Origin of the sequence: Lacrimispora sanguinis (genome assembly GCF_044987295.1) — a bacterium.
Lineage (GTDB): Bacteria > Bacillota > Clostridia > Lachnospirales > Lachnospiraceae > Lacrimispora > Lacrimispora celerecrescens_B.
In genome coordinates this window covers 2,509,611-2,530,907 of sequence record NZ_CP173277.1, presented here as the reverse complement: position 1 = coordinate 2,530,907, position 21,297 = coordinate 2,509,611, and the positions used below count along the sequence as shown (strand labels likewise).

Annotated in this window: 20 protein-coding genes and 1 pseudogene; 14 read left to right on the top strand and 7 right to left on the bottom strand. The window is 42.3% G+C overall.

The window, feature by feature from the left end:
* Positions 1-43 precede the first annotated feature (43 nt).
* Positions 44-1,138, top strand: a complete 1,095-nt coding sequence (locus tag ACHZES_RS11825) for a DUF871 domain-containing protein (protein WP_395548960.1) — start codon at positions 44-46, stop codon at positions 1,136-1,138.
* A 78-nt stretch (positions 1,139-1,216) separates the two neighbouring features.
* Here ACHZES_RS11825 and ACHZES_RS11820 read toward each other — a convergent pair whose 3' ends face one another.
* On the bottom strand, positions 1,217-2,089 hold the full coding sequence (locus ACHZES_RS11820; protein ID WP_154524771.1) for a Cof-type HAD-IIB family hydrolase: 873 nt from the start codon (positions 2,087-2,089) through the stop codon (positions 1,217-1,219).
* 216 nt (positions 2,090-2,305) lie between these two features.
* On the opposite strand from ACHZES_RS11820, the gene ACHZES_RS11815 reads away from it, so the two are divergent.
* From ACHZES_RS11815 to ACHZES_RS11795, 5 genes are read left to right on the top strand one after another with little or no spacing between them, the layout of a single operon-like run.
* Positions 2,306-3,088, top strand: coding sequence for a glycosyltransferase family A protein (locus ACHZES_RS11815; protein ID WP_154524769.1), 783 nt, complete (start codon positions 2,306-2,308; stop codon positions 3,086-3,088).
* 24 nt (positions 3,089-3,112) lie between these two features.
* Entirely contained in the window at positions 3,113-3,889 is a 777-nt protein-coding gene (rfbF, locus tag ACHZES_RS11810) for a glucose-1-phosphate cytidylyltransferase (protein WP_089988169.1), read from the top strand.
* 1 nt (position 3,890) lies between these two features.
* Positions 3,891-4,967, top strand: a complete 1,077-nt coding sequence (gene rfbG, locus ACHZES_RS11805) for a CDP-glucose 4,6-dehydratase (RefSeq protein WP_395548959.1) — start codon at positions 3,891-3,893, stop codon at positions 4,965-4,967.
* A 25-nt stretch (positions 4,968-4,992) separates the two neighbouring features.
* On the top strand, positions 4,993-6,333 hold the full coding sequence (gene rfbH, locus ACHZES_RS11800) for a lipopolysaccharide biosynthesis protein RfbH (protein ID WP_395548958.1): 1,341 nt from the start codon (positions 4,993-4,995) through the stop codon (positions 6,331-6,333).
* 23 nt (positions 6,334-6,356) lie between these two features.
* Positions 6,357-7,196 carry a phosphorylcholine transferase LicD gene (locus ACHZES_RS11795; RefSeq protein WP_154524949.1) on the top strand — a complete coding sequence of 280 codons (840 nt, stop codon included), beginning with the start codon at positions 6,357-6,359 and terminating at the stop codon, positions 7,194-7,196.
* Between the two features lie 86 nt (positions 7,197-7,282).
* On the opposite strand, the gene ACHZES_RS11790 is transcribed toward ACHZES_RS11795, so the two are convergent.
* Complete coding sequence (locus tag ACHZES_RS11790; RefSeq protein WP_395548957.1) at positions 7,283-8,821, bottom strand: BCCT family transporter; 1,539 nt, start codon at positions 8,819-8,821, stop codon at positions 7,283-7,285.
* A 216-nt stretch (positions 8,822-9,037) separates the two neighbouring features.
* On the opposite strand from ACHZES_RS11790, the gene ACHZES_RS11785 reads away from it, so the two are divergent.
* The gene (locus tag ACHZES_RS11785; protein WP_395548956.1) at positions 9,038-9,613 is read left to right on the top strand and encodes a hypothetical protein; all 576 of its coding nucleotides are present in this window, start codon (positions 9,038-9,040) and stop codon (positions 9,611-9,613) included.
* 76 nt (positions 9,614-9,689) lie between these two features.
* On the opposite strand, the gene ACHZES_RS11780 is transcribed toward ACHZES_RS11785, so the two are convergent.
* Entirely contained in the window at positions 9,690-10,670 is a 981-nt protein-coding gene (locus ACHZES_RS11780; protein WP_038278287.1) for a zinc dependent phospholipase C family protein, read from the bottom strand.
* 285 nt (positions 10,671-10,955) lie between these two features.
* On the opposite strand from ACHZES_RS11780, the gene ACHZES_RS11775 reads away from it, so the two are divergent.
* Positions 10,956-12,341, top strand: coding sequence for a sodium:alanine symporter family protein (locus ACHZES_RS11775; RefSeq protein ID WP_038278288.1), 1,386 nt, complete (start codon positions 10,956-10,958; stop codon positions 12,339-12,341).
* 67 nt (positions 12,342-12,408) lie between these two features.
* Here the strand turns inward: ACHZES_RS11775 and ACHZES_RS11770 are convergent, their stop codons facing one another.
* From ACHZES_RS11770 to ACHZES_RS11760, 3 genes are all read right to left on the bottom strand, one after another.
* The gene (locus tag ACHZES_RS11770) at positions 12,409-12,648 is read right to left on the bottom strand and encodes a hypothetical protein (RefSeq protein WP_038278290.1); all 240 of its coding nucleotides are present in this window, start codon (positions 12,646-12,648) and stop codon (positions 12,409-12,411) included.
* Between the two features lie 133 nt (positions 12,649-12,781).
* Positions 12,782-13,693, bottom strand: coding sequence for a helix-turn-helix domain-containing protein (locus ACHZES_RS11765; RefSeq protein ID WP_395548955.1), 912 nt, complete (start codon positions 13,691-13,693; stop codon positions 12,782-12,784).
* Positions 13,694-13,723: 30 nt separating this feature from the next.
* A complete protein-coding gene (locus ACHZES_RS11760) occupies positions 13,724-14,137 on the bottom strand; it encodes a GNAT family N-acetyltransferase (RefSeq protein WP_038278295.1) in 414 nt (137 codons plus the stop codon).
* A 212-nt stretch (positions 14,138-14,349) separates the two neighbouring features.
* On the opposite strand from ACHZES_RS11760, the gene ACHZES_RS11755 reads away from it, so the two are divergent.
* Positions 14,350-14,739 carry a helix-turn-helix transcriptional regulator gene (locus ACHZES_RS11755; RefSeq protein WP_051835031.1) on the top strand — a complete coding sequence of 130 codons (390 nt, stop codon included), beginning with the start codon at positions 14,350-14,352 and terminating at the stop codon, positions 14,737-14,739.
* Between the two features lie 16 nt (positions 14,740-14,755).
* Complete coding sequence (locus ACHZES_RS11750) at positions 14,756-15,349, top strand: ATP-dependent Clp protease proteolytic subunit (RefSeq protein ID WP_038278297.1); 594 nt, start codon at positions 14,756-14,758, stop codon at positions 15,347-15,349.
* 79 nt (positions 15,350-15,428) lie between these two features.
* On the opposite strand, the gene ACHZES_RS11745 is transcribed toward ACHZES_RS11750, so the two are convergent.
* Complete coding sequence (locus tag ACHZES_RS11745) at positions 15,429-15,893, bottom strand: nucleotidyltransferase domain-containing protein (protein ID WP_395548954.1); 465 nt, start codon at positions 15,891-15,893, stop codon at positions 15,429-15,431.
* A 225-nt stretch (positions 15,894-16,118) separates the two neighbouring features.
* Between ACHZES_RS11745 and ACHZES_RS11740 the strand changes: the two genes are divergently transcribed.
* The 4 genes and pseudogenes from ACHZES_RS11740 to ACHZES_RS11725 all read left to right on the top strand — a co-directional run bounded on the left by ACHZES_RS11740 (position 16,119) and on the right by ACHZES_RS11725 (position 21,262).
* Positions 16,119-17,039: an ABC transporter ATP-binding protein gene (locus tag ACHZES_RS11740; protein WP_038278302.1), complete on the top strand. Its 921-nt coding sequence runs from the start codon at positions 16,119-16,121 to the stop codon at positions 17,037-17,039.
* Between the two features lies 1 nt (position 17,040).
* Positions 17,041-17,877, top strand: a complete 837-nt coding sequence (locus tag ACHZES_RS11735) for an ABC transporter permease (RefSeq protein ID WP_038278305.1) — start codon at positions 17,041-17,043, stop codon at positions 17,875-17,877.
* Positions 17,878-18,186: 309 nt separating this feature from the next.
* Positions 18,187-19,011 carry a choloylglycine hydrolase gene (locus tag ACHZES_RS11730; protein WP_395548953.1) on the top strand — a complete coding sequence of 275 codons (825 nt, stop codon included), beginning with the start codon at positions 18,187-18,189 and terminating at the stop codon, positions 19,009-19,011.
* A gap of 190 nt (positions 19,012-19,201) precedes the next feature.
* Positions 19,202-21,262 (top strand): annotated as a pseudogene (locus tag ACHZES_RS11725) (thioredoxin domain-containing protein).
* Positions 21,263-21,297 lie beyond the last annotated feature (35 nt).

Genomic DNA, 21,297 nt, shown 5'->3' with positions numbered 1-21,297 from the left:
TATGCCCATATAACTGGGCAGGAAAGTGGAGAGGAAATTAATTATGGGAAGACTTGGTATCTCCTTGTATCCGGAGCATTCCACTCCGGAACGGGATAAGGAATATATACGTCTGGCCGGTAAATACGGGTTTCGACGGATTTTTACCTGCTTGTTGAGCGTGGGGAATAAAGACATATCTGAGATAATCAATGAATTTAAGGATATGATTGATACGGCCCATGAATCCGGTATGGAAGTAATTCTGGACGTGGCGCCTCCTGTTTTTGAAATGCTTGGGGCTTCTTATGATAATCTGGCCCCCTTTAAGGAGATGCATGCAGATGGGATCCGGCTGGATGAAGGCTTTGACGGCATGAAGGAAGCTGCAATGAGCTATAACAGCGAGGGACTGAAGATCGAGCTAAACGCCAGCACCGATCCAAGCTATGTGGCAAATATCATGAATCATCATCCGGTGCCGGAAAGGATCATCACCTGCCACAACTTTTATCCTCAGAAATATACTGGGATCAGTTTGGAGCATTTTGATTACTGCAACCGGGAAATGAAAAAGCACGGCCTTAAGGTTGCGGCCTTTGTATCCAGCAACAATGAGAATACTTATGGACCATGGCCTGTGAATGAAGGATTGTGTACACTGGAGATGCACCGTGGTCTGCCAGTGGATGCCCAGGTACGGCATTTGCTTGCAACCCGCATGGTAGACGATGTGATTATCGCCAATGCCTATGCTTCTGAAGAAGAATTAAAGGCCTGTGCATCAGTGACTCCTGGAAAGCTGATGTTTGGCCTTCGACTGGAGAAAGAACTGACGGAAACAGAGCGGGAGATTCTTTACTTTGACCAGCAGCATGTGATCAGAGGGGATATCAGCGAATACATGATACGTTCCACCTGGCCAAGAGTAGTCTTTGCTGACAAGTCAGTGCTTCCTGACAATACCCGGGATTTAAAACGGGGGGATGTTGTAATTCTAAATGACGGTTATTCTCGTTATAAGGGAGAGCTGCATGTTGTTTTAAAAGATATGCCGAATGATGGTAGAAAGAATGTGATTGGCCATATACCAGATTATGAACTGGTGTTGCTTGATTACATTAAGCCCTGGAAAATGTTTGGTTTTACAGAAGTGTAATTGCGAATATCCGATTAACTTTTAAAAGCCGGAAGAGACAGATACCCATCGATCTCTTCCGGCTTTTCCTATATGTTCTTATATATTTTCCTGAAACACAAGTCTGCGAATGGCCCAGGCAACCCCATCCTCTGCATTGGATTTGGTATGGTATTTCGCCGCCTCCCGGATGCAGGTCATGGCATTTTCCATGGCAACGGTCCAACCGAATTCCGGTGTGAACATGGACAGATCATTGTCGCTGTCTCCAAGAACCATCACATCCTTAAGAGAGATTCCCTTGCGCTCTGCATAAGCTTTTAAAGCCGTTCCTTTCTGAGCAGCCTGGTTGGTCAGCTCAATATTGTCGGGGAAAGAGGAGGCCGCAGCCAGATCTGGATAGTCTGCGAAGATTTCTTTTAAATCTGAAGCCTTTTGAACCGGAATTCCGTTGCTGCATATTTTAAATACATCGCTATCCTCAGGCAGCTCTTTAAGAGAAGAAATAAAGGTCGTGGATTCCATTCGCTTTTGCACAGCGGCTTCCAGATCTTTAGAAATGCTGGCAGCAGAGGTGAATTTCTTCTTTAAGAAAGAGTATAGCTCGTTTAGCTTTCTCTCTTTTGTGGCAGTAGTATACCGCCCATGGGAGGATAGAATATCCATATCCGCTTGCTGCTCTGTAAGAATCCGATCAATATCTACAAGGTTTTTAGAGGTAAGAGGAATCTCGCTCAGTAGTTCCCCATCCTGACTATATACGGCAGCCCCACTTAAGCAGATGTAGCTGCATGTGATATCACAGGCATCCATAACGGCTTTTGCTTCTTGATAATCCCGTCCGCTGCAGATTAAAAATTCTATGCCCGCGCGCTCAAGTCTGCGGATTGCTTCTACATTGGCTTTTGAGATATTGGTCTGAGGGTTTAAAAGGGTGCCGTCCATATCGGAGGCGATCAGTCGGATGCTCATAGCAAGTAATCTCCTTTATCTGGTAATGTATTTTGTCGTTATACTTAGCTTATCCTAATTTAACCGGTTCGTCAATGAAGAGGGGACATATAATTCTTAATACATGCAAAGCATATATTTTCAGAATTCTTTCAAAATAATGAATATGGTGGAATGTTTTAAGGTATTTATGGTATAATCATAGCCAGATAATAACAAGCTCATTTAAGGAGAAATATGAAACCACATGCATTTGCGGTCTGCGCATATAAGGACTCGCCCTATCTTGAAGCCTGCATCCGTTCTCTCCTGAAACAAAGCGTCAGGTCGGAGATCATCATATGCACATCAACACCCAGCCCTTTTATTGAAAAAATGGCGGACAAGTATCAGATTCCATTGTTCATCCGGCAAGGGAAAAGTAATATACGGGAAGACTGGAATTTTGCCTATGATATGGCAGAATCCCGTTTTGTTACCATTGCCCATCAGGATGATCTATACCAGAAGGATTATGTAAAGAGGCTTCTGGAAAACTATAAGAAATACCCGGATATGACATTATTTACGGGAGGTTATACCGTGATCCGGGGGGACCGGCCGGCTGTCTTTGAGATGGTGGAATTTATCAAGCGTTTTCTAAGGATCCCGCTTCGTTTCCATTCTATCAGTCATTTGTCCTTGGTCAAGAAAAGCGCTTTGCTGTTTGGTAACTCCATCTGCTGCCCTGCATGCGCATATAATAAGGAAGAATTAGGAGAATCACTTTTCACCTCTCCTTACCGGTTTGCTTTGGATTGGGACACGCTTTACCAGTTATCCGGGCGGCCGGGGCGTTTTATTTGCGTGGAAAAGACGATTTTGTATTACAGAGTTCACGGGGAGGCCACCACAAAGGCTTGTATTGCGGATAACAGCCGTGTCAGAGAGGAAGCCGATATGTTTTCAAAGATGTGGCCAAGACCGGTGGTAAAGGTATTGATGCATTTTTACAGGAAGGCTTATAAAGAGTACGATTAAAATAAAGATTTGGAGGAAGAACCAATGAAGGTAGTATTATTAGCAGGAGGCTTTGGCACCAGAATCAGTGAGCAGAGCCATTTAAAACCAAAGCCAATGATTGAAATCGGGGAGAAGCCTATTTTGTGGCATATTATGAAATACTATTCCCAGTATGGCTTTCATGACTTTGTCATTTGCCTTGGATATAAGCAGTATGTAGTAAAGGAATTCTTTGCGGATTATTTTCTTCATACATCCGATGTGACCTTTGATCTTGCCAACAATAAGATGGAGGTACATAACAATTATTCGGAGCCGTGGAAGGTGACCCTGGTAGATACGGGGTTAAATACCATGACCGGCGGACGTATTAAGCGCATCCAGCCCTATATCGGCGATGAGCCCTTTATGATGACCTATGGAGACGGTGTTTGCGATGTGGATTTAAAGGCTTTGTTAAAATTTCATCAGGATCATGGAAAGACCGCTACCATGACCACCGTTAATATCGCCCAGCTAAAGGGAGTTCTGGATATTGACGAAGGCGATGTGGTCCGTTCCTTCAGAGAAAAGGACGAGGCGGATACCAGCTTGATCAATGGAGGCTTCATGGTCTTAAATCCGGAGATTTTCTCCTATTTAAAAGATGACAGCACCATATTTGAAAAGGAACCATTGCAGAGCCTGGCGGCAGAGGGTCAGCTTATGAGCTTCCATCATAACGGCTTCTGGCAGTGCATGGATACGCAGAGAGAAATGAAGAAGCTGGAAGATTTGTGGCAGTCCGGAGAGGCGCCATGGAAGATTTGGGAGAAATGATATGACAAGTTGGGCTAGTATCAAATGGAACGAATTTAGTGATTTTTATAAAGGAAAGAAAGTCCTGGTTACAGGACATACAGGCTTTAAGGGGACCTGGCTCAGCCATCTCCTTGTTAAGGCCGGAGCATCCGTAACGGGATATTCCCTTGCACCCTTCACAGACCCAAACCTGTTTGAAGCAGCAGGACTTTCCCGCAATGTGAATTCTATCATCGGGGATGTCCGGGATTTGGAACATTTAAAAAAGGTGTTTGCCCGGGAGGAGCCGGAAATCGTGTTTCACCTGGCTGCCCAGCCCATTGTACGGGACTCTTATAAGGATCCGGTCTATACCTATGAGACTAATGTCATGGGGACGGTCAACGTACTGGAATGCATACGTCTGACCCCTTCCGTCAGATCCTTTTTAAATGTTACAACGGATAAGGTATATGAAAACAGGGAATGGGAATACGGATACCGGGAAACAGATCCGTTAGATGGCTATGATCCATATTCCAACAGCAAATCCTGTTCCGAGCTGGTGACTCACAGCTATGCAAAATCCTTTTTCTCTGACGGACGTGTGGCAGTTTCTACATCCCGTGCAGGAAATGTAATCGGAGGAGGAGATTTTGCCAATGACAGGATTATACCGGACTGCATACGGGCGGCAGCAGCAGGACAGGATATTATCGTAAGAAATCCTCATTCTACAAGGCCGTATCAGCATGTACTGGAACCTTTGGTTATTTACATGACCATTGCCATGAAACAGTACGAGGATTCAACGTTCCAAGGATATTATAATGTAGGTCCTGACGACAGAGACTGCGTGACCACCGGAGTGCTGGCGGATTTATTCTGTGAGGCCTGGGGCCAGGGAATCAAGTGGATTGATAAGTTTGAAGGAGGCCCTCATGAGGCTAACTTCTTAAAACTGGACTGCTCCAAGACCAAAAAGGTCTTTGGCTGGTATCCCAGGTATGGGGTGAAGGAAGCAGTAGAAAAGACCGTGGAATGGACCAAGGCCTACTTGGAAGGGGCGGATATGCCTGCATTCATGGATCTGCAGATTAAAGAATTTTTCAATTGAAATGAGCATGAGAGGAAAAAATAGAATGTTTGAAAACAAGACAGAAAAAGAGGCGCGGGAGGAGATCCTTTCCTTGGTAAAGGAATACTGCAGCACCTATCACAATCAGAAAGATCCGTTTAAAGAAGGAGAACGTATTTCCTACGCCTCCCGTGTATACGACCATCAGGAGATGGTAAACCTGGTGGACAGCTCCCTGGAGTTTTGGCTTACGTCCGGACGGTATACCGATGAATTTGAGAAGAAGCTGGCTAAATATTTAAATGTAAGGTTCTGCTCTCTTGTTAATTCCGGCTCATCCGCGAATCTGGTGGCATTTATGACTCTTACATCGCCGCTTTTAAAAGAGCGTCAAATCAAGCGCGGTGATGAAATAATCACAGTAGCAGCAGGATTCCCCACTACGGTGACCCCGATGATCCAGTTTGGGGCGGTTCCTGTATTTGTGGATGTAACCATCCCCCAGTATAACATTGATGTGAACATGCTTGAAGCTGCACTCTCAGAAAAGACCAAGGCAGTCATGATTGCCCATACCCTGGGAAATCCCTTTGACCTTTCTGCCGTTAAGGCATTTTGTGATAAGCATCAGCTATGGCTTGTAGAGGATAATTGCGATGCTCTTGGAACAACTTACACCATAAACGGGGAAGAGCGTTTCTCCGGGACCATCGGGGATATAGGAACTTCCAGTTTTTATCCGCCTCACCATATGACAATGGGAGAGGGAGGCGCAGTTTATACGAATAATTCTCTGCTGAACAAAATTATCCGCTCATTCCGTGACTGGGGAAGGGACTGTGTATGCCCTTCCGGACGAGATAATTTGTGCGGACACCGGTTTGACCGCCAGTACGGAGAGCTTCCCGTTGGCTATGACCATAAATATGTTTACTCCCATTTCGGCTACAATTTAAAGGCCACTGACATGCAGGCGGCAATTGGTTGTGCCCAGCTAGATAAGTTTCCATCCTTTGTTGAGAGGCGGCGCCATAATTTCGACCGTCTTCATAAAGGTCTGGAAGAGGTTTCCGACAAGCTGATCCTTCCGGAGGCATGTCAAGACTCCAAGCCAAGCTGGTTCGGCTTTTTAATAACCTGCAAGGAAGGTGTAAGCCGGAATCAGGTAGTACAGTATGTGGAATCCAAAGGCGTTCAGACAAGGATGCTGTTTGCCGGTAATTTGACGAAACATCCATGCTTTGATCAGATGAGGGAGTCTGGGGAAGGCTACCGGATCGTTGGGCAGCTGACCAATACTGACCGGATCATGGAGGATACCTTCTGGGTAGGAGTATATCCGGGAATGACGGATGAGATGATCGACTATATGGCAAAGACCATTAAGGAGGCTTTGAGCCTGTAATGGGCGGGCAGGAAAGAGGAAACATGAAGGAATACGATTTAACGGAGGTACACCAGGCAAACCTGGCTATTTTAAAGGAAATTGATCGTATCTGCCGGAAATACAAGATTAAATATCTTCTGGATGCAGGAACGCTTTTAGGAGCAGTGAGGCACAAAGGCTTCATTCCCTGGGATGATGATGCAGATGTGGCATTTACCCGTTCCAATTATGATGCTTTTTTAAAGGTAGTACGCCGTGAGCTTCCGGAAGAGATGGAGCTTCTTGAACCAAAAGATTTAAGAGGCGGAACCGCTTTTTATGATTTTACAACCAGGATCATCTATAAAAACAGCCGGACTCATGAGGACTCAGAAGAGATGCGGTTTTATGAAGGAAGATTAAATCATCTGTGGGTGGACTTATTCACCATTGATGAGCTTCCGGAAGGCAAGGCAGCTTCTGCCTGTACCCGCCTTCTTCATACCGTAATCTACGGCATGTCCATGGGGCACCGTTACCGGTTGGATTTTAAGAAGTACAGCCTGGTCAATAAAATGGTCATTGGTACGCTGGCTTCTTTTGGAAAATTGATTCCAATGAAAACCTTGAATAAGCTGCAGCATATGGCAGCGGTCAAAGATCAGAAGGGGAAGAGCAGCCTTAGGTATTACAGCAACTACCAGCCGGATTATCTTTATGTAACGCTTAAGAAGGAATGGTGTGAAGAAACGGTGGATCTGGAATTCGAAGATACCAAACTGATGGCACCTAAAGGCTGGCATGAGGTTCTTACCTGGATATACGGTGATTATAAGAAGCTTCCGCCTAAGGAGCAACGGGTGCCCTCTCATTCCAGCATGGAAATTAAAATATATCATTAGGACATTGTAATAAGAAGATGTTGTATATAAAAGATCCGCATTGAAACGGCTATTTAATAGCCATTTCAATGCGGATTTTCTTGCCTTTATTGATCCTTTGTTTTTTGTTGATCTAAATATTCCTTCGCGTCTTTAAAGAAGCTGAAAATAATCAGGAGTATGATAATTCCGATAGGAAATGCTGCAATAATGGAAACCGTTTGCAGATTGGCCATGGAATTCTCGGAAAATATAAGAGCAATGGGAAACATCATTAAAAGCACGGACCAAAACAGCTTCACGTGTTTATCCGGCTCGGCGTCCTCAGGGAGCTCTTTATAAGAGTAGGTAGAAGCGACCAGGGCCAGGGCATCAAAGCTGGTAGCGTAAAAAGCTATCATGGTAACAGCCAAAAGGATCAGGCCCAGCTTTGCAAACGGCAAGGTCTCAAGGATTGCCATGATCGTCTGGTACAAGTCTCCTGTGGATGAATAAATACCCATCACATCCAGCACTCCCTTTGTCTGTAGGGCAAGGCTGTAATTCCCCAATATAATAAAAGAAGTAAAGGTTCCGGAGATTCCAAAAACATATCCTCCGAGGATGGTCTGCTTTATGGTGCGCCCCTTACTTATGGTTCCAATAAAGAAAGGAGTAGCCACACACCATACCATCCAGTAAGCCCAATAAAAGATAGTCCAGTTCTGAGGGAAGGAGGAGGTCCGCAGGGCATCGGTCCAGGTAGACAGGCTGATAAAGTTCTGGGTCAGGTTCCCGACTGCTGTGATTCCTGTTTCAATGGTATATCTGGCTTCCTTTCCGCCGATCAGTACATAGAGAAGCAGGGCGAAGAACAGGTATGTACAGGAAGCAGCCAGCTTTGCTATGCCCTTCATGCCGAAAAAAACCGTAATGGTGTAAACAATACATATAATAACCAGGATTGCAATAGTCAGTAATCTGGATTCCGGAAGACCGGTTACCCTGCTGACCGCCATGGAAAGAAGGGGTGTCGCCAGGGAAAATGTGGTTGCAGTACCGGCCAGTAAGGCGAATACGGCGATTAAGTCAATGAGTTTTCCCCAAATGCCATCTACATGCTTTCCCAAAAGAGGGCGGCAGGCTTCCGAGTATTTTTGCTTTGTCCGTTTTTTTACATGGAGCATGAAACCGAATGCTGCAGCTAATATCATATAAAAGCTCCAGGGGATAGGCCCCCAGTGAAACAGCGGGTAGGTGGAGGCCCAGTCCTGCATGGCTCCCAGATCCGCAATATGGGGTTCCCCTGCGTAGAGGATCCATTCACAAAGGGAATAGAAGAGGATATCGGCAGCCAGGCCGGCTGTAAACATCATGGTACCCCATTTAAAATTTGAATATTGAGGCTTTTCTAAGTTCCCAAGCTTGATAGTACCGTATTTGGAAAAAGCGATATACAAGGAGCACAGGAAGGTAAAAAGTCCGATGATAAGGTAGTAGCTGCCCAGTTCGTCTCCTAAAAATGACCGGATAGCAGCCAGGGTATCCGCAGATCTGCCGGGATATATGGTGAAAACAAGGCATAATAAAATAATGCTCATAAAAGGAATCAGGGTTGTTACCCAGTCCAGCTTTTTAAATAAAGCCTTTTTCTCATTGTGGTCCATGCACGTAGCCTCCTAAAGTGTTCAAAAATTTAAATTTAATATTGATATTGAACATAATACCATGTATAACCAGAAAATGCAAGAATTAAATGCGAAGATCTTCATTCCAGAAAAAACACTAACGTATTTGTGAAGATTTTCTGACATTTTACTAAAACCACTACAAAAAAAGGATTACATCCTATATAATGTTAGATGTTCGATAAGGAGGAGATTATGATGAGAAACAAAGCTCTAATGATATGTGCGATGTCAGTGTTGTTGCTGACTGGATGCACGGAAAAACACATTCTTAATTCCACAGGGCCGGCAGAACCTGTTTTTGAAACACAGCAGGGGATTGTTCTGGATTGGGATCAGATCGGAAATGATATGGACGAAGAGTTCGTGAACAATGAAGAATATCCTATGGCGTTAAGCGTTAATTACAGTGTAGATCAGAAGAATAAAAAGATTGATTTGACATTGATTGTAAAGGATGGAACCACCCCTGATGAGGCGGTTGTATTTGCAAATGCAGCAGTTCGGTATATAGGCGACGAAGCTGCAATGCAGGATTTTTCCTATGAAAAATCAAGCGATACCTCTTATGGTGGATTTTTCAAGGATTATGATTTGCATGTTATTGTGATGCCGGATTATAGAATGAAAGAAGAGCAGTATTGGCTGGTAGATATGGACATACCCAAGGGATCTGATGAAAAGATTGTTCCAAAGGAAGGCGCAGTTATTACGGAAGCTACCTCTGAGGATCAAGAGGAGGATACTGAAAGTACTGAATCAGACCAATAGATATAAATGTAATATGGATGAGGAATTAGTTTGTAAATAATTTCTCATCCATTTTTTATTGTATTTTTTTTGTTCGTTATGGATCAACTGACAGTCCACTGTGGTAGGAATAATTGCCAAGCTCTTTTAAAAGCTTATTGTGATCCAGGCTTTTTAAGGGAACTGGAGAGATCAGCTCCTCGTTCAGCAGATAGAATACATCACTGCATTTTGCCATGGACTGATAAAAGAGCTCTGGAAATGAGGCCTGGGATGCAAGGCGGCGGTTCCAGGGATTACACCAGGTTTCATGGTTTAAATTCATGGTTACCACAGGATCTGGCGGTATGTCTGTAACCAGCTTCTGGGAGGCTAGGTGCGTACGTGAAAAAAGAGATTCGACAAATTCTATGCTGTTTTTCTTGCGGCTGGAAGGATCGGCAAGAGTCCTGCATCCTAAGCGCATAGCAAGAATGGAGCGGGATACCATCTGGGATGTTACCCGGAAGTTGTTCCTGTAATTTAAGGGATAATAGGCTTCATTGATGCATATTGACAAAAAACCGGAGATAAACTGCAATTCCTGGCCGTTTAAGCAGATTGTGGCCGCCTGGTTGAACTGAGATGGTTTTTTCTTTTTGTATTTCATCAATAGCAATGCATCTATATCATTTTCCAGCATGGCATGAAGCCCATGATGATAGTTGCCGGAGTTTTTTACATCATATTCGATTCTTCCGTATACGTAAGGGTGGCAGATGGAATCCCCGATGTAATGGCAGAAGTAGCCGCTCATATATGAGATGGCTTGTTCTCTCTGCTGCTTGGACTCGATCTGGGATAAATGGTTTAGGCAAGTAGCGAAAAAATCATGTACATGGTTTTCGTGCATATAGGAGCCTACATTGCGGTAATCTCGGTGACGGAGGATGGGGATGTTGTAAAAAAATATATCTGGTCCTTGAAGGCCTAGTTGATATAGCCAGCGGTATTTTGAGATTATACGTTTTAAAGGAGTGTTGGGCATGTCGTTGAAAACCCTGACTCCAAGCAGATAGTGAGTGGTAAAACCAGGCATATTGTTCACCTCGCATTTTTTGGGTGGTTTGCATCCGCAGTGGAGCTCGCGAATCCTGTGGATTCGTTCGCTCACGGGCATTCGCCCTATGAATTAGGACACAGAAAAATTTTCTTACGTGCGCGGGCACGACGAAAATTTTTCTGTGTCCTAATTCGCACTGCTCTTTGCTTATATGGAGATTATACCATACCGAAAGTTATTTTGTATAAAAAACATTGGAAATTTTCATACTAACTGGCTGGGTCGAATATGTGTTAAAGAGAGCGTTCAGGAGCTGATCCTATGATACATCGCATACATGAAATGGTGTGGGGGCCGTGGCTTCTGGTTCTGTTTCTGGGAACCGGGATCTTTTTTACGGTGAAGTCGGGTTTTTTTCAGATTAGAAAATTCCCATTTTGGTGGAAGCATACCATTGGAAGCATACAGGAGGATGAGGGAGAAGAAAAAGGGGAAGTGACTAAATTCCAGACGGCCTGTACGGCTTTAGCAGCTACCATTGGGACCGGAAATATCGCTGGTGTGGCTACCGCATTAACAGCCGGCGGACCTGGGGCGATATTCTGGATGTGGGTCTCTGCCGGAATCGGTATGATGACAGGCTATGCGGAGACCATGCTGGGGATCCGTTACCGCTACCGGGACAGAAACGGTGCATGGATCTGCGGGCCTATGGTTTATTTGGAGAGGGGGCTTAAGCTCCCCGGACTTGGCATGTTATACAGCTTTCTTTGCATCATGGTTTCTCTTGGAATGGGAAGCATGGTGCAGTCCAATTCCATTGCGGAAACTCTTGAATTTTCCTTTGGCATACCCCCGATTCCCATTGGGATCTTGCTGACTGGAACTGTATTATTGGTGGTACTGGGAGGAATTGCTAGAATCGCCTTTGTTTCCGAACGGCTCATTCCTATCTCGGCCGGTGCCTATATGCTGTTTTCCATGGTTGTGATCATGTCCTGTTACGATAAGATCCCATATATTTTTCAATGCATTTTTCAGGATGCTTTTCGCCCGGTTTCTGTTTTTTCAGGAGCCGCAGGCTATCAAATCAGTAAAAGCCTGCAATACGGCGTATCCAGGGGTGTATTTTCCAATGAGGCTGGACTTGGGAGCATGGCAGTTCTTCACGGTGCGGCAGAGGATACGACTCCTGAGCAGCAGGGGATGTGGGCCATGTTTGAGGTGTTTTTTGATACTATTTTGATCTGCACCATGACCGCCTTTGTAATCCTGTGCATGACAGATGGAGATGCTGCCGGGGCAGGCTATGACGGAGCGGCTCTTACAGCCTTTTGTTTCTCAAAACGCTTAGGAATACTTGGAGAATATGTGGTGTCAGGAGCCATGCTGATTTTCGCATTTGCGACCATCATTGCATGGTACTATCTGGGGCGTCAAGCCGCCATATATCTGGCGGAGAGTTTAAAAGAACGCAGATCCCTTTACATACTTCAGCGTATATTAAGAGGAAAGGTCTATACCCTGCTTTATCTGGGGGCCGTGTTCCTTGGGTGTCTGGCAAAGCTTGAGACAGTGTGGGAGTTTTCTGATATCTGGAATGGATTGATGGCGCTTCCTAATATTATTGCAATCATTTTCCTGATGAGAGAGGTAACGGTTCCGGGAAATGCAGAAAAATGGGAACTGAAATGTACCCGCCGGTGAATGGGGAAAGGGCCTGACCCAAATAGCGGTCAGACCCCTCTATGATGAATTAGTTGCAAGCAATTGGTCAGCAATCTCCAGTATAGTAGGAGATAATGCTCATATAATCCTTTGGAGCCGGAATATCCAGTGAAAGACACAGGAGGTTCTTATTTTCCCTGTACTGATGCAGCAGCTCGTTCTGGAGTCCATAGTGTTTGTTGATATTTTCTTTTCTTCCGTCCGGGTACAGTAAATTGACCGCATCACTGCACGCATTTACTGTTTGTAAAAAGTTATCCATATTCAAGATATTCAGTTTTATCATTACAAACCCTCCATTATGAAAAACAGTGATTATTTGGTGACAGCAATAATTTTATAATAAAAAGATTGCCCTATTACCTTTACAGGTATCATTATAGTGCAATCTTTTTTGAATAAATATATTATTTCTGCCTTTATATATCATTTTCCTGCCATTTGCGGCGGTATTCCAAGGGCGTGCAGCCGGCATGCTCCCGAAAGACCTTCCCAAAGTAGCTGCTGCTTCCCAATCCGCAGGCGTGGCTTATATACGTAATTGCTTCCCTGCTGTTTGCAAGCATATGACAGGCTGTTTGTAAACGATAGGTTTTGATATATTCCACTGGTGTCATGTGCAGACAGTCGTGGAATACCCGGAAACACTCCCGCTCGCTGGAATAAGCGGCGGCGGCAATCTCTGCAATTGATATTTTATCTGCATAATGCTCATGGACATATACCATCATCGTTTTTATCTTGTCATTCGTTTTGTTGGAAAGTCCTTTTTCTTCCAACAGGGGACGAGATATGGAGAAAAGTTGGAGCCATATATCTGATAATGCCTCTCTCAATTTAATTTCATATCCAAAATCATGTTCGGACAGGTGAAAAGATTCACGAATGGTATTTAAAATTTTCGCCTGTACCGGATCCTCAGGATATAAGGCAATGATTTCAGCCTGTGGGGCGGCGGTAATCGGCGTAACGTATTTTTGCTCGATCCGGCTTCCATGTTGACCGGCTATGAAGGAAGGATCAAAAATGTGAAGGAACTGGATATTTTTTTCTGATTCTGCCTGAGGCCTTGCCATGTGAAGCACATTGGAATTGACCATGCCGCCAGAACCTGCGGGGAATATTGTTCTTCCTTTTGGTGTGCAGTACTCCATTTTTCCGCTTTCCATATAAAACAGCTCCACGTTCTTGTGCCAATGCCATGGAACAAAACGTCCCATAAATTTATCCAATTGGGAGCAGGAAGCAGTATATGGAAAATCTGGTGCAAAATCAGGGAATAATTCTTCTTTACTCCCCGTATGAAATTCTATTCTATGAACGTTCTTCAATGATTTTTCCTCCCTTTCCCGATTATATATTTACAAAGTTTTAGTAAAATAGTAACGTTTTCCTGTCACAGGATATTCTTCTAGTGTAAACACGCTCATGTATCCGTGCTTTTCATAAAAGGCAGGCGCCTGAAAACTAAAAGTATCCAGAAATGCGTACCTGCACCCGCGTTCCTTTGCTGTTTCTTCAGCCTGTTTTAAAAGCGCACTGCCGATTTTTTGCCCTCGTTGATCTTCTCTGACCCATAAATATTTCACAAACAACCAGTTACCGTGTGTATTTCCAATCAGTCCTCCAACTTTTTCTCCTGTCTCATCCTGCAGATAGATTCCTAAATCTCTTGGATTCTTGTCCTCAATTCTGGCTAAATTATATTCCAATAAGCCCTGGTAAATGATTTTCTCATCTTGTTCTTTAATTTTGTCAGTTATTTCAAAGTTCATTTTAATCGTTTCTCCTTGTTGGCTTATATGAGTTTTCAGTTAAAATTATCATATCATATCCCTCAGCACAATTCCACAGTCCATATCAGGCCTTGGCAGAAACAATCCCGCGATATGGTGAAAAGGCAATCCCGGATTTAAGCAAAAATTATCAAGAAATAATTTCCGAAAGAGGATATAATGATAATATATTTTTGGAAAGGAGCAGGTATATGGATTATCGTTCAAAAGTAGGGGATTCGCTTAAATATATCGAGGAAAACTTAAATGGTAAGATAGATCTTGATGATCTTGCAAAAAGAGCTTATCTGTCAAAATACCACTATCATCGGATTTTTCACAAGGTATCAGGAGAATCCGTCACCAGATACATCACCAGAAGGCGGATGGAGAAGGCGGCGGGTGAGCTAGCCCAGACAAACAGGCCGATTATCGATATCGCCCTGGAATATCAATATGCTTCTCAGGAATCCTTTTCAAGAGCTTTTTTAAAGATTTATGGATTGACGCCGGGAAGATACCGGAAAAGGTATAGCGGCAATTCCAATCATGTGATTGATTTAAGCAGCCGTTTCAATACGACCATGAATATGGCTGCATAATAATTGGGAGGTTTCTATGAACAATCTTATTCCAATGGTAATTGAACAGACAGCTCGCGGAGAGCGGTCGTATGACATATTTTCCAGGCTGCTAAATGACCGTATTGTCATGCTTAACGGCACAGTGACCAATGATACAGCAAGTCTGATTATAGCACAGATGCTTTTTCTGGAATCCACCGATCCGAATAAGGATATTCACTTATATATCAACAGCCCCGGGGGATCTGTAACAGATGGGTTCGCTATTATGGATACTATGAATAACATTAAATGTGATGTTTCCACCATTAGTATAGGTCAATCGGGAAGTGCGGCCTCCTTACTTCTGGCATCAGGGAAGAAGGGAAAGCGCTTTGCCCTTAAAAACAGTGAAATACTGATTCACCAGCCATCAATATCCGGTGGGCTGCAGGGGCAGGCTACAGATATTAAAATCCATAGTGATTGGCTAGAAAAAACAAAGGCAAAGCTTAATGGGATATACAGCGAATTGACAGGTCAGCCGTTGAAGAAAATTGAGGAAGATATGGAACGGGATCGTTATATGTCAGCTGAGGAGGCAAAGGAATATGGCTTAATTGATGAAATTCTATTAAGCCGCAGATAATGCCGGAATATCAGCATAAGAAACCCGCTTAAGGAAAGTCTTATAGGACTTCCGTAAGCGGGTTTTTCTCAATCGAAATCTACAGGTATGAATCAATCATTTTTACCTTTTCATCTCGTTCCATCAATTCATAGTATATACGCCATTCTTCAATTGACTGCAAGGGAATCTTAATTCCTTGAACTTCTGTAAAATCCTTTATATCTTCTTTTTTTAATGGAAAGTAATACTCCTTATCTTGGTAAATGATACCAAACCCGGCCATTGCATCAATTTCAACACCATCAACATGAAACTCCAAAAAACATTTTGTTTTATATTTGGAGTTTGGTTTAGACTGTATTATATTTCCTAAAGATAATAAAATCTCTTTTACTGTTTCCACATCGTCTTCGGCAATCATAATATCTATATCGTGAAACACTGATGTGATTCCTTTGAAGTATAGCAGCAAGGAAGCTCCGATGGCCCATGTAACATCTTTATGATTAAATTCTTCTGCAATATGCGCTAATACTGTCAGTTTGTGCTTTATATTTTCCATTCCATCACCCCTTTAAATTTATATGCCCATTATCTCACACATTATCGATTGTTTTCAACCTTTGGTTTTGCATTTCAGGTTTTCATGTTATAATAAAGCATGATTTTTCCAAAAAAGGGGAAAGCTGGAGTGGTGGAGTTATTGAAAATATGATACGTACAAACCATGTTGAAGCTATGTAAAACCCAATAAACACAATATAATCGATAGAGGAGCTAAAATCGTATGGATCCAATAATCCAAGTTAAAAACTTCACAAAAAGATACGGCGATTTTGTTGCCGTAAATGATATATCTTTTGATGTGGAAGAAGGTAGTATATTCGCTTTCCTGGGGCCGAATGGTGCGGGAAAGAGCACAACAATTAATACGTTGTGCACCATATTTGAAAAAACATCAGGGTCACTTTTGATCGATGGAAAAGATGTTACCGGACAAAAAAGTGAGGTCAGATCAACAATAGGAGTGGTGTTCCAGGATTCAACCCTGGATGCCAAAATGACCATTGAAGAGAATTTAAAAATGCATTGCGTTTTCTATAATATCCCTAAAAGAGAAGTAGAAGAACGCATACAATTTGTTTTAAAGCTGGTGGATTTGGTGGCTGAAAGAAAAAAACTGGTTGCGGCCTTGTCCGGTGGAATGAAACGGCGTGTAGAAATTGCCCGCGGATTAATTCACTATCCCAAAGTTTTATTTCTTGATGAGCCAACAACAGGGCTTGACCCGCAGACCAGGGCACATATATGGGAGTATATTATTAAGCTTCAGAAGGAAAGAAATATTACAATTTTTCTTACAACACATTATATGGAAGAAGCAGAAATATGCAGTAAAGTTGCAATCATCGACGGTGGTGTTATCGTGGCTCATGATACGCCCTACGCTTTGAAGAAAAAGTATACAAGAGACAAGGCATATATCAGTACAAAAAATGAAGCAGCGCTTGAACGTCTGCTGACAGAACATGATTTAAACTTTATAAAAAAAGATGGCTATTATAGAGTAGAGGCCGAATATCTGGCCGGTTTATTGGAGGTTCTCAGCATTCATAAAGAATACGTTACCAATATAGAAATTAAAAAAGGTACATTTAATGATGTTTTTTTGGAGATAACAGGCAAAAAGATAAGAGAGGATACTTAAGATGAATACTGTGTTTGCATTGTGGAAGAGAGGCTTAAAAGCCTTTGTGAGAAATAAAACAGGGCTGGTTCTTTCGCTGATATTTCCTTTTTTCTTTGTTTATGTATTTGGTGCTATATTTAAAAATGATTTTATTGAAGATCCCATCTCCTATATGCTCTCAGGCGTTATCATAACCACGGTGTTTGAAAGTGCGCTGAATTTAGCATCATCAACCGTTGACGATATGGTCAGCGGGTTTATGAAAGAGGTGTTGGTTTCTCCGGCTAAAAGGATTGCTGTTGCAATGGGTCAATTATTATCTGCCGCTACAGTCTCTACGTTACAAGGGGTATTGATATTGGCGGTAGGATTATTGACCGGGATAAAGTTCACTTCCTGGACTACACCGTTATATATTCTCATATCAATGATTTTTATTGGTATTGCTTTTTCAGGCGCAGGGTTGTTTATGGCAACTAAGGTTCGTAACGGTCAAACCTTCCAGATCGTCAAGACCGCCGTAACAATGCCACTTACATTCCTTTCCGGGGCCTATATTCCCTTATCGATGCTGCCCAATACCCTTAGGTTTGTTGCTTACATGAATCCCATGACTTATGCTACCGCATTTTTCCGCATGATTGTTTTGGAAAAAACCAATCTTTCCATTGCTGAACTTAAGAATGAAGGGCTGGTAGTTGATATTAACGGCTTTATAGTTACCCCGCTTATGACCTTTGCTATCATTTTAACGATCGGACTGGTGTTTTTATTATTATCCACCAATTCATTCGTTAAAACAGATTTCTCACGATTGAATCGGAGTGCGACCGATGCCAATGAGCTCTGGGGTTAGTTGTCTGAACAAATAATCCATAAAGTGCGGCGCACATTTTGGACATTTATAAGAAATATAAAGTATACAGAAAATTATTTTTGAAATGAAAAAAGGCAACGAATAACAAAATGCGTCATAAAGCATAAGCTTAAGTGGCGCATTTTTGATTCTGAAAAATGTTAAGGTTGAACCATTGAGATGCCTGGTGATATCATAAGGATGGAAGTTTAAGAAAGTGGTGAAGCCAATGGTAAAATCGCTAAATGATTCTCTAAACACTCTAAGCATATTATATGACAAAATTATATATTAAAAGGAGGTTCCAAAATGTGTACAAGTTTTTCGGTATACAGTCAAGAAAAAGCTATTTATGGTATGAATTTCGATGCTGAAGAAATTGATTTAAAACTAAAAGTCAATAGTTATAATGATTTGAACTTATTTTACTTTTCAGGCTTATTAGATAACAAATACAGGGATATCGCTGGTTTTAATAGTGAGGGTCTTTTTATCTGTACTCAAGCAGTAGAATATAGTCCAGGTTTTAAATCAAGTTGTAACGAAAATGATTGGTTTGCTTTTGATATTTTTAATGAGGCGCTAAAGAAAACAAGAAAAACATCTGAATTTTTTGAAATTCTTAATAAAAGAGTAATCTCGTATCCTAGAAATCCATTATTCCCAGATTTAGGGCTACATACTATTATCGCTGATAAAACTGGTGATGCATTTATTCTGGAAGAAGGAAATGATACAAATATAGTAAGTCCTAGTCATAATGATTTTATTATTATGACTAATTTTCCAAATGGGGATTTTAAGGATGTAAATTATAATAAAGTATATGGTATAGGTGCTGATAGATATATTTGTGCTCATGAATATATTCAAAATAATATTCATAGCTTTGGAATAAATGAAGCCTTTGAAGTTTTAAGTAAAACTAGTCAAATGAATACTCTGTGTTCAATAGTATATGAACCATTAAAAAATGAAATTTATATTAGTTTTAAAAAAGATTTAAGCAAAAAATGGAAAATTTCAATTATCGAAAAAACAATCCAATCATTGGATGGATTTTTAAGCAATAATAAAATTCAATTTACTAATGAAGAAATATTTGTGAAGGATCTTATAAGCTTATATAAGTGAAAACCATGCCGATTTCTGAATAACAGGGCATGGTCAATCACCTAACAACATTTTCACTCTTCGAGCGTGCTCATGGGTATGCGTGCCAAACCGTCTCACATAAATAAAATTTAGTGGCTATGTGGCTTACATAGTCACTTTTTGTTTGGGTATAATAAGGTTGTATCTTTATTTAAGGAGGTGATGCCCTATGACAACTAGCAAGATACCCAATAGATTAATACATGAAAAAAGTCCTTATCTACTTCAACACGCTTATAATCCAGTTGACTGGTGGCCTTGGTGTGAACAAGCATTTACGAAAGCAAAAGCAGAAGATAAGCCTATTTTCTTATCTATTGGGTATTCCTAACGTTGGTTATAGAAATCTTGTTGCCATTGGTGCCATGTCATGGCTCATGAGTCTTTTGAAGACCAGGAGGCGGCGGATGTTCTTAACAAATTTTATGTGGCGATAAAGGTGGACAGGGAAGAGCGGCCGGATATTGATTCCGTATATATGTCAGTCTGCCAGGCTCTCACCGGTTCCGGCGGGTGGCCTCTGACGATCATTATGACGCCGGAACAAAAACCATTTTATGCCGGGACTTATCTGCCTAAATATTCTAAATGGGGATCCGCCGGTCTTTTGGATGTTTTAACTTCTATCCGGAAGCTTTGGGAAAATGAGAAACATAAGCTTCTGGTAGCGGGAGATGAGATAACCGGATATTTAAACAAGGAAGAGGCAGCCGTTAATCATGAGGGAAGGGAGCCGGAGAGAGGCCTGTTTCTGTCAGCTGCAAACCAGTTAACAAGGTCGTTTGATAAGAAATGGGGTGGCTTTGGAAGGGCACCTAAATTTCCCATGCCTCATAATCTGCTTTTCCTTCTACGGCATCATTATTTTGAAAAAGATAAAGATGTGCTTCTTGCTGCGGAAAAGACCCTCAAACAAATGTATCGAGGCGGAATATACGACCACATTGGAGGCGGTTTCTCCCGTTATTCCACGGATGAAAAATGGTTGGTGCCCCACTTTGAAAAAATGCTGTACGACAATGCGCTTTTGCTGTATGCCTACACGGAGGCCTTTGCCATAACAGGAGACGACCTTTATACAAAAGTATCTCGGGGAATCATTCGTTACATCCGGGACGTGCTGACTGATGAGCAGGGCGGTTTTTACTGTGGTCAGGACGCTGACAGTGAAGGGGTGGAAGGAAAGTTTTATACGTTTGGGAAGAAAGAGATCAAACAGGTTCTTAATGGCGATGCAGATGAATTCTGCGATTGGTTTGGAATTTCGGAAGAAGGTAATTTTGAGGGAAAGAATATTCCAAATCTCATTGATAATGAAAATTACGGCGCCGGCAGTGAAAAATTAGAGGATCTATGTAAAAAACTTTATGATTACCGGATAACAAGGACATCCCTTCATACGGATGATAAGATATTAACTTCCTGGAATGGGCTTATGATCGGGGCGCTTGCAAAATCATATGAGGTACTGGGAGATGCCTGGTGTCTCGAAGCGGCAAAAAATGCGCAGGCGTTTATAGAAAAGAATTTGACCTCTGAAAAGGGCAGGCTCTTTATCCGCTACAAGGAGGGGCAGGCAGTTCATGACGGACAGCTTGACGATTACGCCTTTTATGCCTTTGGCCTGTTGGAATTATATGAGGCTTCCTTTGATATTAAATATCTTAATATCGCCGCAGAAATCTCAGAAAAAATGCTTGAATTGTTTTTTGATGAAGATCAGGGAGGCTTTTATATGTATGCCCATGACAGGGATAAACTGATAAGCCGTCCGAAGGAGGTTTACGATGGCGCGCTTCCTTCAGGGAATTCCGTGGCCGCATATGTAATAAGCAGGCTCTATCATTTGACCGGGAAAATAAAATGGCAGAACGTTCTGGAAAAACAGGTATCTTACCTGACGCAGGAAGTGGAGAAAAGCCCAGCAAATTTCTGTTTTTCCCTGCTTGCATTTCAAAGCATCCTATATCCGTCTACGGAAATTGTATGTGTATCCGCTGAGGGTTCTATATTAGAAGAGATACAAATCCTGCAAAGAAGCCGGAAGCCTGATGTCAGCATGATTTTAAAAACTCCCCAGAACGAGGCAGCTCTGTCAAAGGCAGCTCCGTTTACAGCGGATTATCCGATTCCGCCTGCAGGAAATAACTATTATGTTTGCCGCAATGGGGCGTGCATGAAGCCCGTGGAAGGTATGGATGAATTAAGAAAGGTGCTGGAATCCCTATAGCATTAGTGTTCTATGCAGAATGAGCTTTGAAGATG

Coding starts and splice junctions, on each gene's coding strand:
- ACHZES_RS11825 (WP_395548960.1), top strand. CDS start 44: ATGGGAAGACTTGGTATCTCCTTGTATCCGGAGCATTCCACTCCGGAA.
- ACHZES_RS11820 (WP_154524771.1), bottom strand. CDS start 2,089: ATGAGCATCCGACTGATCGCCTCCGATATGGACGGCACCCTTTTAAAC.
- ACHZES_RS11815 (WP_154524769.1), top strand. CDS start 2,306: ATGAAACCACATGCATTTGCGGTCTGCGCATATAAGGACTCGCCCTAT.
- rfbF (WP_089988169.1), top strand. CDS start 3,113: ATGAAGGTAGTATTATTAGCAGGAGGCTTTGGCACCAGAATCAGTGAG.
- rfbG (WP_395548959.1), top strand. CDS start 3,891: ATGACAAGTTGGGCTAGTATCAAATGGAACGAATTTAGTGATTTTTAT.
- rfbH (WP_395548958.1), top strand. CDS start 4,993: ATGTTTGAAAACAAGACAGAAAAAGAGGCGCGGGAGGAGATCCTTTCC.
- ACHZES_RS11795 (WP_154524949.1), top strand. CDS start 6,357: ATGAAGGAATACGATTTAACGGAGGTACACCAGGCAAACCTGGCTATT.
- ACHZES_RS11790 (WP_395548957.1), bottom strand. CDS start 8,821: ATGGACCACAATGAGAAAAAGGCTTTATTTAAAAAGCTGGACTGGGTA.
- ACHZES_RS11785 (WP_395548956.1), top strand. CDS start 9,038: ATGATGAGAAACAAAGCTCTAATGATATGTGCGATGTCAGTGTTGTTG.
- ACHZES_RS11780 (WP_038278287.1), bottom strand. CDS start 10,670: ATGCCTGGTTTTACCACTCACTATCTGCTTGGAGTCAGGGTTTTCAAC.
- ACHZES_RS11775 (WP_038278288.1), top strand. CDS start 10,956: ATGATACATCGCATACATGAAATGGTGTGGGGGCCGTGGCTTCTGGTT.
- ACHZES_RS11770 (WP_038278290.1), bottom strand. CDS start 12,648: ATGATAAAACTGAATATCTTGAATATGGATAACTTTTTACAAACAGTA.
- ACHZES_RS11760 (WP_038278295.1), bottom strand. CDS start 14,137: ATGAACTTTGAAATAACTGACAAAATTAAAGAACAAGATGAGAAAATC.
- ACHZES_RS11755 (WP_051835031.1), top strand. CDS start 14,350: ATGGATTATCGTTCAAAAGTAGGGGATTCGCTTAAATATATCGAGGAA.
- ACHZES_RS11750 (WP_038278297.1), top strand. CDS start 14,756: ATGAACAATCTTATTCCAATGGTAATTGAACAGACAGCTCGCGGAGAG.
- ACHZES_RS11745 (WP_395548954.1), bottom strand. CDS start 15,893: ATGGAAAATATAAAGCACAAACTGACAGTATTAGCGCATATTGCAGAA.
- ACHZES_RS11740 (WP_038278302.1), top strand. CDS start 16,119: ATGGATCCAATAATCCAAGTTAAAAACTTCACAAAAAGATACGGCGAT.
- ACHZES_RS11735 (WP_038278305.1), top strand. CDS start 17,041: ATGAATACTGTGTTTGCATTGTGGAAGAGAGGCTTAAAAGCCTTTGTG.
- ACHZES_RS11730 (WP_395548953.1), top strand. CDS start 18,187: ATGTGTACAAGTTTTTCGGTATACAGTCAAGAAAAAGCTATTTATGGT.